This window comes from Clostridioides sp. ES-S-0190-01, from assembly GCF_020658275.1.
Taxonomy (GTDB): domain Bacteria; phylum Bacillota; class Clostridia; order Peptostreptococcales; family Peptostreptococcaceae; genus Clostridioides.
This window is the reverse complement of the sequence record NZ_JACVWA010000017.1, coordinates 35,377-48,434: the sequence shown is the minus strand read 5'-3', so window position 1 is coordinate 48,434 and position 13,058 is coordinate 35,377. Positions and strand designations below refer to the sequence as shown.

The 13,058-nt window shown below is 30.6% G+C and carries 13 protein-coding genes; 6 read left to right on the top strand and 7 right to left on the bottom strand.

All coding sequences use genetic code 11. The features are described 5' to 3' along the window. Nucleotides 1-5: 5 nt before the first annotated feature. A complete protein-coding gene (locus tag IC214_RS06395; protein ID WP_227866421.1) occupies nt 6-158 on the bottom strand; it encodes a hypothetical protein in 153 nt (50 codons plus the stop codon). Here IC214_RS06395 and IC214_RS21105 point away from each other — a divergent pair. Further along, nucleotides 85-387, top strand: coding sequence for a DUF4368 domain-containing protein (locus IC214_RS21105; RefSeq protein ID WP_413926643.1), 303 nt, complete (start codon nt 85-87; stop codon nt 385-387). The two genes, IC214_RS06395 and IC214_RS21105, sit on opposite strands and share 74 nt — an antisense overlap. Nucleotides 388-443: 56 nt before the next feature. Then, a complete protein-coding gene (locus IC214_RS06385) occupies nt 444-617 on the top strand; it encodes a hypothetical protein (protein ID WP_227866406.1) in 174 nt (57 codons plus the stop codon). Nucleotides 618-783: 166 nt separating this feature from the next. Here IC214_RS06385 and IC214_RS06380 read toward each other — a convergent pair whose 3' ends face one another. The 3 genes from IC214_RS06380 to IC214_RS06370 all read right to left on the bottom strand — a co-directional run bounded on the left by IC214_RS06380 (nt 784) and on the right by IC214_RS06370 (nt 5,106). Next, nucleotides 784-1,569, bottom strand: a complete 786-nt coding sequence (locus IC214_RS06380; RefSeq protein ID WP_227851373.1) for a type II CAAX endopeptidase family protein — start codon at nt 1,567-1,569, stop codon at nt 784-786. Between the two features lie 56 nt (nt 1,570-1,625). After that, nucleotides 1,626-2,291, bottom strand: coding sequence for a TetR/AcrR family transcriptional regulator (locus IC214_RS06375; RefSeq protein ID WP_227831723.1), 666 nt, complete (start codon nt 2,289-2,291; stop codon nt 1,626-1,628). Between the two features lie 571 nt (nt 2,292-2,862). After that, nucleotides 2,863-5,106 carry an excinuclease ABC subunit UvrA gene (locus IC214_RS06370; RefSeq protein WP_227866405.1) on the bottom strand — a complete coding sequence of 748 codons (2,244 nt, stop codon included), beginning with the start codon at nt 5,104-5,106 and terminating at the stop codon, nt 2,863-2,865. Nucleotides 5,107-5,441: 335 nt separating this feature from the next. Between IC214_RS06370 and IC214_RS06365 the strand changes: the two genes are divergently transcribed. The 4 genes from IC214_RS06365 to IC214_RS06350 all read left to right on the top strand — a co-directional run bounded on the left by IC214_RS06365 (nt 5,442) and on the right by IC214_RS06350 (nt 10,757). Then, on the top strand, nt 5,442-6,158 hold the full coding sequence (locus IC214_RS06365) for a hypothetical protein (RefSeq protein ID WP_227831721.1): 717 nt from the start codon (nt 5,442-5,444) through the stop codon (nt 6,156-6,158). Nucleotides 6,159-6,186: 28 nt separating this feature from the next. Continuing rightward, a complete protein-coding gene (locus IC214_RS06360; protein WP_227866404.1) occupies nt 6,187-7,122 on the top strand; it encodes a penicillin-binding transpeptidase domain-containing protein in 936 nt (311 codons plus the stop codon). A gap of 294 nt (nt 7,123-7,416) precedes the next feature. Then, entirely contained in the window at nt 7,417-8,100 is a 684-nt protein-coding gene (locus IC214_RS06355) for an ABC transporter ATP-binding protein (RefSeq protein WP_227435330.1), read from the top strand. Beyond that, entirely contained in the window at nt 8,097-10,757 is a 2,661-nt protein-coding gene (locus IC214_RS06350; RefSeq protein WP_227866403.1) for an ABC transporter permease, read from the top strand. Before IC214_RS06355 ends, IC214_RS06350 begins: the two co-directional genes overlap by 4 nt. 129 nt (nt 10,758-10,886) lie before the next feature. On the opposite strand, the gene IC214_RS06345 is transcribed toward IC214_RS06350, so the two are convergent. The 3 genes from IC214_RS06345 to IC214_RS06335 all read right to left on the bottom strand — a co-directional run bounded on the left by IC214_RS06345 (nt 10,887) and on the right by IC214_RS06335 (nt 13,042). Next, nucleotides 10,887-12,068, bottom strand: coding sequence for a sensor histidine kinase (locus tag IC214_RS06345; protein WP_227866402.1), 1,182 nt, complete (start codon nt 12,066-12,068; stop codon nt 10,887-10,889). Further along, a complete protein-coding gene (locus IC214_RS06340) occupies nt 12,068-12,730 on the bottom strand; it encodes a response regulator transcription factor (RefSeq protein WP_227435324.1) in 663 nt (220 codons plus the stop codon). The genes IC214_RS06345 and IC214_RS06340 overlap by 1 nt, the downstream gene beginning before the upstream one ends. A gap of 114 nt (nt 12,731-12,844) precedes the next feature. Then, on the bottom strand, nt 12,845-13,042 hold the full coding sequence (locus IC214_RS06335) for a hypothetical protein (protein WP_227866401.1): 198 nt from the start codon (nt 13,040-13,042) through the stop codon (nt 12,845-12,847). Between the last annotated feature and the right edge of the window lie 16 nt (nt 13,043-13,058).

Here is a 13,058-nt window from a genome sequence, read left to right as displayed (position 1 = left end):
ATAATTTACATTGTAAAGATTGATTTTTCTAACTTATTATGAGGTATAACACCTTGCCACTCAATTACTTGAAAATCTGATTTTATGTGCTTTTCCGCTTGTGCTCTTAATGGGGAGCTTATTGACCTCATTGACAAATACAAAAACTTTGAAACCATGACAACAACTATGCTTAATGAGTTTGTTGAAAAAATCCTTGTTGTGCATGAGCGTTACCGCAAGGGTAGCCAAGAAGGTAGTCCTCCAATCCGAGGATATGGCTGGCTAAGGGCGTATATGCCCTTACCAGAAGTTTATCAAGGCAGGAACCCGTGTCGCCATTATTTGAAAGAAACTGGGGTAGCATTTACGCTTCTCCAGTTTCATCAATTTATTTTATCGTGTTAATAAGTTTTTTCGTTGATATTATATCTGTTTGAATAATTTGTGCACTGTGCTTGACGTTGCAAATAATATATGTAGGTAAGTCTTGGGATTTCAAAATTTCTATTTGCTTTGAAGTACCTATATTGCTTTTTTCAAGATATTCTAATCGTTTTGTAAGAATATCAACTGCTTCTTTTCTATCTAAGAATTTAATAAGAAAAATAGTAATCATAAAAGGAACAAGGTTATAATTAAAATTTTGAATAAATGATACAAGTGTACCTTTCAACTCAATATAACCTGTCTTAGAAAGCTAATAAACGGTTTTGTCAGGTATATTTGTCTCTTCTTTAGCCATATGAACTCCTTACAGTTCAGCAAACTTGCGTTTCGATATGAGGCATTGTATCTTCTGAGTTACTTCCAAGACAAATTCATCTGTATGTAAGCAATCATAGCTAAAATAACTTGGAGACCTAGAAGCACAATTGACTTTGCTTGTATTGGCTGGATAAGAAGGTCCATTGTGAATAGACCACCAATCGCATTGCACCACGCATGAAAACACACACAGATTAGGACACTTCCAGCCAGCCTGTATAAGACTGCCAACATAAAAGACATCGCGATACACCAACACAAAAACGAGATGAAGTTCATGGAGGATTGGTTTGCGTTCTGTAGCAACCAGAGCGGAAGATGCCAAATGGCCCATATCACGCCTGTGAGAAGACATGCAGCAAAAAAAGGGAGTTTTTGCTCTAATGCTGGCTGCAAAAAACCGCGCCAGCCAAGCTCTTCCAATCCGCCTCCTATAATCATGAATGGAAACATAAGGAGTATCGTATACCAAGGCTTTCCTAGATATCGATTGCAAAGGATATTGATCACAATCTGGCTGGCAAAGAAAATAGCAACAATCAGGGCGCGAGAGCCGGATAGATGATTGGTTCTGACGATACGGCCACAAAGTTCTTTAATCCCATGAATCTGTTCACTTTTTTTAAGAAGAATCGTAACAGCATAAGCTGGAGCAAATCCAATTGAGAAACCAACTAGTAAGTAGTATACGACAGTTCCAATCGGTCCTGCAAACCATTCAAGCCGTTCGCCTATTATGACGATTGTTGTAGCACTCCATGCAATTAAAAATACAAGCAATAAGTATTGTAGTATGGGTTTTTTCTCATAATAATTCCACATCAGCATAACCTCCTCATTGTAAATAAACTATGGACTCATTCTTGTTGTCCTTATTTTCAGACAGGCTGGTTACTGCTTCCCAACATGAAAAGGACAGATGTACACAGGCTGAACAGTAATCCATCCGTATTCAACTGAATATATTGCATAGCAGGGTAGCACCTTGTTAGAATCAAGTCCCTTTCGATTCCGCTGAGACATACTGTAATAAAAGAATATATTTCATCTAACGTCTGTTTAGGAGAGAAATAGCCTTTTTGTATTTGCTCTTCAATATATTGATATGCTTGCGTTTGTAAATAATCGCTATGGGATGCAACCTTCACATTTGCCCGAAACCTCTGATAATATTGCTGGTCGCTGGCAAGCGTAGAAAGCATTTCATTTAAAATCTTACCGTACCCAGTGATGCCAATCATAATCGCATCAAAATATAGCGAAAACAGCTGCTTTACAACATCTTCTGGAGAATGTCCTGAGTGCAGTATTTCATCAACTTTAGCAGACACGTCAATAATTGATGTGTCTCTGTTAATGAGGGCAAATAGGATATCCTCCAAATTAGTAAAATAACGATATACAAGCCCGTGACTAAAGCCTGTTTTCTCAATAATATCTTTCATTTTAACTGTATATACTGGCTTGGACATGCAAACATCAAATGCAGCATCCAGTATCTGATCCCGTTTTTCCTCCAAATACTGTTCATTTACTTTTGGCATTACATAAACCTCCCTTAAAATGACTTTATCGTCATTATTATATGATATACTATACTCTCTTTTCTATGTCATGTCAATGTTAAAATGACGAATGTGTCATTTTAATATTGTGGATGTGGTCCAGTCAATCGCAGGCAACATAGCTGTTAATAAAACTGCGGCTGGTATCAGGTAGAACGAAGTGGGAATAGGAACCGAAAACGACGTGAAGACAAATGATTGTGTGGTAAAGTAAGTCGGAACATGAAGCTTAGCACTAATTAAAGCAATGTATCCGCTACTATATCAAGGAGGAGGCACTTTAAACTACGCCAGCACTGGATAAAACGATTTTTCCCTTGTTGATTTCTGATAGGGGAAATACTGAGATTTTGTTAATCATTTTGTTAATTCTATAGATTAAAGTGTCTTCTATAGAATTAACAAAATATCAGAAGTACTATTTGAGGTAATTAGAACTGTACAAGCCATAAATAAAATATATAATTATGTGTATTTTTATTCCATACTTTAATAGATATTTTTTAAAATAAAAAGCATTTTTTCTGTAGTTTTATTTACACCATTGTTCTTATTTTTTTATTGATTTTCTAAGAAAGTCTGATGTTATAGTATTACCTTTTTTTAACATTTCTGATGGAGTACCTTCAAATACTACCTGACCACCATTTTTACCACCATCAGGTCCAATATCTATCACCCAATCTGCTTGCTTTAAAACATCTAAATTATGTTCAATGATAATAATTGTATTACCTATGTCTACTATTCTTTCAAAAATCAACATAAGCTTGTCAATGTCAGACATATGAAGACCAGTAGTTGGTTCATCTAGAATATATATAGTACCTCTTTTATTAAGATTTTTTGCTAGTTTAATTCTTTGACATTCTCCGCCAGATAGTGTACTAAGTGGCTGACCTAAAGTCATATAAGATAATCCAACATCTTTCATAGTTTGTAATATTTTACAAAGTTTCTTTTCCGTAAAGAATTCAAGTGATTCATCTACTGTCATGGAAAGAACTTCAACTATATTTTTACCCTTATACAATTTTGACAGGACTTCTTCATTATATCGAGTACCTCTACAAGCTTCACATATATTAATAACAGGGTCCATAAATACCAGTTCTGTAACAAGTACTCCTTTTCCATTACAAATAGGACAAGCCCCTTTAGAATTAAAGCTGAATAAACTTTCACCAACATTATTTTCTTTAGCAAAAAGTTTTCTTATTTCATCAAAAAAACCAAGAAATGTAGCTGGCATAGAGCGATTTGTAGTCGTGATAGGGTTTTGGTCAATTTTAATAACATCTTTTTCATATTTTTTTGCAAAAATACTAGAAATCAAAGTACTTTTTCCAGAACCAGCAACTCCAGTAACAACTGTCATGATTCCAACCGGTATATCTATATCAACATTTTTTAGATTATACAAACAAGCTCCTCTAATGGGAAGAAAGTTTTTTGGTTTACGAGTATTAGATTTTAGAGATAATGACAAATTCATAGCTTTTGAAGTAAGTGTATTTGCTAGAAGTAATTCATTATAGGTACCTTGAAATATAATATTTCCCCCATGTTTACCAGCATTTGGACCAATATCTATAATCTCATCTGCTATAGATATGACATCTTTATCATGTTCTACCACCAGAACTGTATTTCCTCTGTCTCTAAGTCTTTTTAATAATTGATTCATACGATGTACATCTCTTGGGTGCATTCCAGTGCTGGGTTCATCAAAAATATAGGTTAGACCTGTGAGGCTACTTCCCATATAGCGTACAAGTTTTAATCTCTGAGCTTCTCCTCCAGATAGAGAAGTTGATTCTCTATTTAGATGTAAATAAGGAAGTCCAATATCAATCATTCTTTTCAAGCCATCAGTAAGAGTATCTACAACAGTTTCAACTCTATCATCATTTATTTGAGAGAGTAAATTGTAAAGTTCAGTAAATTCCATATTACTCATATCTGCTATAGAATACCCTAAAATAGTGCAGTTAAGAGCATCTTTATTTAATCTTTTTCCATGACATTCAGGACATTCCTCATCAGTTATAAGTCTTTCTGACTTTTCTTTGGTGTGTTTGCTCATATTGCTAATATCTCGATTTAGATATGTTTGATTGTATTTATTAAAAATACCTTCAACTTTTGAATTTTCAGGTTTGCTTTTTCCATCTTTTGAGCCATATAGCAATAAATTATATTCCTCCATAGAATAATCCTTCAGAGGTTTATCTAAATCAAATAGTCCAGATTCAGTATACTGTTTCCAATACCATGAATTAGGTTTAAATAGAGAGTCATTTACACAACCTGAATTCCATGAATTTTCAGGATTTAGAATAGACTCAATATTAATCGCTTTGACTCTACCAATTCCAGAACAGTTTTTACACATACCATTTGGGTCATTAAACGAAAAATATGATGTTGTTCCTATATATGGTTTGCCAATTCTAGAAAATAATAATCTTAGTGAAGAATACAAATCGCTTATAGTTCCTACTGTAGAACGTGCATTGCCACCAAGAGGAGACTGGTCTACGATTACAGAAGCAGTTAAATTATCAATCAGTTCTACATGAGGTTTTTTGTATTTTGGAAGTCGACCTCTAATAAATGCTGAATATGTTTCATTCATTTGTCTTTGTGATTCTGCCGCAATTGTGTCAAATACAATACTTGATTTTCCAGAGCCAGAAACTCCAGTAAAGACAATGATTTTGTTTTTTGGAAGTTTAAGTGAGATGTTTTTTAAATTATTATGTGTAAGTCCCTTTATTATGATATCTGACATAAATACTAAGCCCTTTCTTTATATATTTTAGTAGCATAATTATATTATGTAGTTATATTATAATAAGGTTAAAATTTATTTTCATGATATATTCTGCTATATTACAGATATTATTTTTAAATTTACTTACAGTGTAAACAGTATTAATTAGTATGCTACATATAAAAACAAAACTCCTATTATAAAACTTATTTAGAATTTAGTAAAAATAAGCTAGTTTAAAAGATTTAAATAACTTGACTTTTAAAACTTACTATTGTAATATTTTAAATATTACAATAGTAAGTTTTAGGTGTATACTCAGACATAATTTTACTACTTGAAAGGAGAGAACAATGTTACTGATAGTTATAATAGCTGTTTTTATAATAGCTTTAATCAACATAATTATATTAGGTAAAGAAAATATAAAAGGAATAATTATTCCTGTAGCTTTATTTCTTGTAAGTGACTTCTTATTTCTTTGTGGAAATATTATATTGAGAGGAGGAGTGATTTTACTATTCATAGGATTATTTGCAATACCATTAATGTTGATTGCTTTCATATGGATTTGTGTACATATTATTAAGCTACATCTTAGAAAAGATTTAAATAAAAGAAAAGTAATCGGATGTATAGTTTGTACTTTTATAAGTATATCTACTATATTTCTTCCTAGACCAAGTGAAAGTTTTAGATTCCAACTTTACAAAAAGGATTATATAGAGGTTGCACAAGCAGTCTTAAAAGCATGTGATGAAAAAAAGTTAAATTCTGAATATAATCTAAATATTAAACTTGGCAAAAAGGAGTTAGAAAATATTTTTTCCGAAGAAGTAGTAAATAAAATAAATAAGTTAAATAGAAATGTAGATGTAACTAAGATAGTTGGTAATAAAAAATCAGTTTGTTTTTTCTTTGGAGCTGAATTACAATCTGTTGATGGGATTGTATTCTTTAAAGATTTAAAAGGAAATAAGCCAGAGTTAGATTTTATAAATAAACACATTCAAGCTCCACGTTTAGAGTATATGGCAGATGATGTCTATTATTTTAAAGGAGGATTATAAATATACATATATAGGGAAGGAGTAAGATATGAAAAGAAAGACAAGTTTTATTTTAATAATTATTCTATTAATCATTGCATTTATAGCAAAACATTCAATGGAAAGTAATCAAAAGAGTAAAGAACAAGATATTAAGAGTAACAATACAAATTTTAAATCAAATGAATTGGATAGTAAAGATAGTACACAACAGAAAAAAGATAAAGTTAATGTAGTTGATTATAGTAATTGTTTTAAAGATGTTAGTGGAGGGGCTGTTTTTTATAGTAGTAAAAATAAAGAATATAATATATACAATAAAGAGTTAATTGAAACAAGGGCTTCACCTTGTTCTACTTTTAAAATAATTTCAACATTAATTGGTTTAGAAAAAGGAATAGTAAATTCAAAAGAATCAGTTATGGGGTATAATGGCACAATTTATGAGATTGAAGATTGGAATAGAAATCTTAATTTAGAAGAAGCATTTAAAGTATCTTGTGTTTGGTATCATAGAAAACTGATGAATCAAGTTGATGCTAAATTTGTTCAAAATACACTAGATAATCTAAAATATGGGAATTGTGACATTAGTGAGTGGGAAGGAAATTTAAAAAATGGAAGTAAAGATTTAAATGGGTTCTGGTTAGAATCTTCATTAAAAATCTCTCCCAAAGAGCAAACACAAGTATTAAATAAAATTTTTGAGGGTGATACAAGTTTTAAAAAAGAGAATACTAATCTCTTGAAGGAGATTATGAAAATAGATACAAATGATAAGAAAATAAATGTATATGGTAAAACTGGAACAGGATTTGATGAAAAGAAGCAATGTGTTGATGCATGGTTTGTTGGGATGGTAGAAAATGAAGATGATACATATTACTTTGCTATTAAATCAGATGATTCTAATAAAAAAATTGGAGGACCAAAAGTAAAAGAGATTGCAATTGATATAATTAATAACTATTACAGTACTATATAATAGACATAACTTTATACTAAAATATTAGGTAGATTTAAGTAACTATGCAATGAATTGATAAATATATTGCATAGTTTTTATTTTATTTATATTATTTTAAGTATATGTAAAAGGATATGAGCAAAATTTTAATAAAAAATAATCTTATATTGGTTAAAATTTATAAGGTGTTTATGTAAAGTATCATATTTAATTGAAAAAAGTATTTTGAGAGAGAGTCAACATTTAGTTTGAAGTGTCACTATAATGTCATTTTGGATTGCTAAACTTTAACTATAAAGGAGATGATTATATATGGAAATACTAAAATGTGAAAATTTAACAAAGACATATGGCTCAAATCAAACTATGGTGACGGCTCTTAATAATTTGAATTTATCAGTTCAAAAAGGTGATTTTGTATCCATAGTAGGAGCCTCTGGTTCTGGAAAATCTACATTACTCCATATGCTTGGAGGAGTAGATAGACCTACATCTGGAAAAATTTATATTGAAGATACTGAGATAGCAAGCTTAAAAGAAGAAGCATTGGCAATTTTTCGACGCAGAAAAGTAGGGCTTATATATCAATTTTATAATCTTATACCTACTCTTGATGTTAGAAAAAATATATTATTACCAATGTTACTTGATAAGAGGAAAGTGGATGAAGATAGGTTTTCGGAAATTGTATCTACCTTGGGATTAACTGATAGGCTAAAACATCTTCCAGGTCAACTTTCAGGTGGGCAACAGCAAAGAGTAGCTATAGCTAGAAGTTTAATATATAGACCAGCTATTTTATTAGCAGATGAACCAACAGGTAATCTTGATAGAAAAAATTCTGAAGAAATTGTAGATTTACTAAACTTATCAAATAAACGATTTAATCAAACAATACTTCTTATTACTCATGATGAAAAAATAGCATTAGAAGCAAATCGCATTATAACTATGGAAGATGGTATGATAGTTTCTGAAAAGGTGGTGAAGAAATGAATATTCTTCAAGAATACACCTTAGATTTTGTACGTCGTAATAAGCGTAGTAGTATAGCTATAATGTTGGCTATATTACTTACTACAACTATGATGTCTTCTTTATGTGGATTATTATATACAATGTGGAGTGATTTTATAAGACTTTCAGTTGAGAAAGAAGGTAATTGGCATGGAGAATTATTTGATGAAACTCATGGAAGTGACTTATCATTAATTGAAAATTTCTCTTCAGTTGATGATGTGATGATTAAAGGACCATGGTATGTAGGTAAAATTAATGATGATAAAAGGGATTACATAATTTATAGAAATGCCACATCAGAATATTGGAATTCTATGCCAGAAAAAGACACTATACTAGAGGGGCGTCGACCAAATAATGCTAATGAAATTGCACTCTCAAAACAATATTTTGAAAGTAATCCAAATGTAAAAGTTGGTGATAAGATTACTATCCCAATAGGAGATAGGGTTTTAAATGAAAATTATATTGTACCTACAGCACCAACAGCAAAAGGTGAAAGTTTTAGAAAGATTTCAGAAACTGTGTTGACAATAGTAGGGAAAATAGATGTTACTACTTCATCAGTTGTACCTGCATATACAGCTCTTGGTTATCTTGATAGAGCAAGTATAAAGCCTAGTGATAATATTACTGTATATTTGCGATTTAAAAATATTAGAGATACATATAAAGAGCTTCCAAAGCTTGCTAAATCATTAGGATGGAAAATGAATGAATATGGAAAATACAATCTTAAGTATAATAGTAATTATCTTTTAAAGATGTTAGTCTTTTCTCCAGAACAGAAAGCATCTATGAACAGTATAGAAAAATTTTCAACACCTCTTATGTATTTAACAATAGCAATCTTTACAGTGGCTGTATTTGTAATGGTGATTTATAATGCTTTTGCATTATCAGCAAATGCTAGACTTACTCAATTGGGCATACTAGCTAGCATTGGAGCATCTCCAAAGCAGATTAAAAAGTCTGTAGTTTTTGAAGGTTTTTTATTGACAATTATCCCTTTACCTATAGGCTTATTTTTAGGGTGGGCATTGTGTAATGGCCTTGTAAGTTATATTAATTCAGTAAATATTAATATTGATAATCAACAGGTAATCTTTACTTATGGTATTCCTGCTTTCTTACCAGCTGTTTTACTTACAATAATAACAGTATGGGTTTCCGCACTGATACCAGCACGTAGAGTATCAAAACTAGCACCTATAGAAGCAATCAGACAAGGTGATAGTGTTAAAATTAAAAGTTCTAATAAATACTCATTAACAAGGTTATTTGGTATAGAAGGAGAACTTGCAGTAAATGCGCTTCGTGCCCGTAAAAAATCTTATCGTACTGCAACAATATCTTTAACACTTTCTTTTTTATTATTGACAAGCTTTCTAAATATAATTGCATGTCAAAAAGGTGCAGAGAGTGTTTATGGTAGTGATATTTATGCGAGTCAAAGGGATATATCATTGTATTTGGAAAATAGTGAACCTACAGAAAAACAGTTTTTAGAGCAATTAAACAATACACAAGGTGTAGAGAGTTCATTATATTATCTAAAAATGTCTGCAGCAACTTGGTTAACTGAAAAAGATGCTTCAAAAGAGCTTGCAAAGAGTGGAGGATTTAAAAATATAGTCTCAGCTAAAAAATATTCTCCTATAGAACGTGATGGTAAGTTTCGTATCACTTCAACTATGATTGGACTTGATGATGAGAGTTTTGCAAAATATTGCAAACAACTTTCTATAGACCCTAAACCATATTATGATACAAAAAATCCAATTTCAATTGTATATAATCGTGAGGAAGATGTTGAGCGTAGTACACGTAGGGATAAAGTATATATAGATTATTTAAATCTTTCTGTAGGAGATAACATTACATTGAATGAAAAAGTATATGATGAAGATGAGGGAAATTATACTTTTAACATGAAAGTAGGAGCTATTACAGATACACTTCCACAAATAGCAGAAAGGCTTGGTAGATACACACTAATTCAAGTAGTACCAATGTCTACAGTACAAGATATGTCTAAAAATTACCATGAAAATCGTAGATTAAAATCAAATAGGATAACAGGGCTATTTAAAATAGATAATCATGATAATATTTCTAAAGTAAGAAAAGAGTTTGAATCTATTTGCAACCAATATTATGGGTCAGGTGATTATAGGATTAATGATGTTGTAGAAAATGAAGAGTTAAGTGATAGTGGACAAATAACTATGAATTTAATAGTAGGATTTATTACAGCATTGTTAGCTGCAATTGGTTTATCAAATGTATGGGCGACTGTTTCAGGGAATCTTAGAAGTAGGCGACAAGAATTTGCTATGTTACGTTCTGCAGGATTGTCTCCAAATGGCATGAAAAAGATGATTATCTTAGAAGGATTATTTTTTGGTCTTACACCATTATTACTCAGTATTCCTGTGCAAATAGCTATATTGTATGCTTTCATCCATATAAATGAAATAAGTTTTATGGAGTACTTATTATTTGCACCAATATCCATAGTGACGAGCTTTACCATATTGATACTTATTGTAGTAATAGCATCGTATATTATGGGATGTAAACAATTAAATAATGAAAACATAGTAGAATCTATAAAAAATGAGACAATATAAACAAGATTTATTTGAATATTTTTTAAAAGCAACTTTAAATAATATTGTGTGTAAGTTATAAATAATGTATAAATGATAAATAAGATATAATGTAACTGGATTATAGGTGTTTTCCTATAATCCAGTTTTTTATGTATAAAACTTAATTATGAATCTTGCACCACCATGATGACAATTTTCTGCATGTATAGTACCATTTTGATTTTCGATAATAGACTTTGATAGAGCAAGACCTATACCAATGCTGTATTTGCTAGCATTTTTACCACGATAAAATCGATTAAAAATATATGGCAGGTCTTCTTGAGCAAAACCTTTACCATTATCTTCTATAATAATTTCAATGTATAGAGGATTTTTACTATAATAAGCAACAATCTGTCCACCATCTTCTACATGTTCACTACAGTTTTTAAGAATATTTAAAAGAGCTTCCAAAGTCCAGTTAATATCAATGTTAAATTCTACAAACGAAGAGTCTTCAATAAGAAATGTCTGGTTTTTTTCTTTTAAAATTTCTTCTATAGGTTCAACTGCATGAGTAAGAAGAGAATGGACATCTATAAGCTTACTTTCAAATATTAAAGTATTTGCATCTAACTTTGACAAAGTAAGTAAGGATGACACCAATCTTTCTAATCTTAATATTTGATTTGTAAGTCTGTTGAGGTAATCTATTTCTTCCTCGGGACAACTTTCTGCAAGTAACTGTGCCATGAGCGACATAGAAGTAATTGGAGTTTTAAGTTGATGTGCGATATCTGCAAGATTATCTGAAAGAGTTTGTCTTTCTTTTAAAGCAAATTCTTTTGAGCAACGAAGTTCTCCCACAGTTTTGTATATCTCGTCTTCAAGATGTGAAAACTTATCTTCACAACGTAAAAGTACAGATTCTTTTCCTAAATTTACTTCTTCTAAATAGCTCGTAAGCATATTTATTCTATTCATATTTTTTCTTTTTTCTCTATACTGAATTATAAACATAACTATAGCCATTGTTGACACTATAATAAAGGACACTATCATGAAATAAAAAAAGTTTTTATACCAAAATGTATTTTTAGTATAACCATGTTTTAATAAAATCTCATTTCCCACATTAAAGTCATGAGAATCTGAATTTTTTAGTGATTCTAAAATATGTTCTGTAGATTTAGGATTAAGTTGATAGGATGTACCAATGGTTTTAGCTATCATATCATATTCTTCAGAAGAAGTTACAGTTGTTAGAATTATACTTAACAAAATAGTAATAACTAAACAGAATACTATAAAAATAACAGTATTATTGATATATTTTTTTATTTTCACTAGCTGTCCTCCATTCTGTATCCTATACCTCTCAAGGTTTTTATACAGGATGGATTTTTTAGTTTTTCTCTAAGTCGCTTTATTGTAACAGTAAGAGTATTATCATTTACAAAGTTGCCATCTATATCCCAGAGCATTTCTAATAGTTTTGCACGAGTAAGTGCTTTATTTTTATTCTCCATTAGACTTAGGAGTAGTTTGTATTCTCCTGCTGTCAAAGAGATTTCAATATTGTCCAAATATACTTTGACTTCATCTTTATTCAATCTTATATTTTCACATGTAAGAGTGCTAGTAGTGTTAGAATGAGTACGTCTAAGTACAGCATTAATTCTAGATTGAAGTACTGAAAGTAAGAATGGCTTAACCACATAGTCGTCTGCACCCATATCCAAACCTTGTACAATATCTTTTTCATCATCGCGCACTGTCAAAAATATCACTGGAATATCTCTTATATTTTTAACATATTTACAAAATTCATATCCAATCCCATCAGGTAAATTTAAATCAAGTAGAATTAAATTGATATCTTTGTCAAATTTTTTCTTAGCTTCAGTGATTGTACTATAACAACAAACTACATGGTTTTTCTTTTCTAGGGAAGCTTTTATCCCAAATGCAATTGTATCATCATCTTCTAAAAGAAGTATTTTTGCCATTTATTTTCAGTCCTTTCATTTAAAAGAAATTATAGTGTAAAAATATGGTTATCAGCATAAATAACTAACTGCTTGTGTGATATTGAATATTCAGTTACCAAACTGGAATTTGTTTTAATCTTTACTATTGCTCTTTTCTATAATAGTTCCAAGACCAGCTCCTACTATCATTCCAAATACTAATCCATAACACATAGATATTCCAGTTTTTCCTTGAGAGATACCAATCGCAAAACCGATAGCAATACCAATACCTGCACCTATAAACATAAATAAAGTAACATAACTATTTCTTTTATCTTTTTCTTTCATACACAGCCCTCCAACG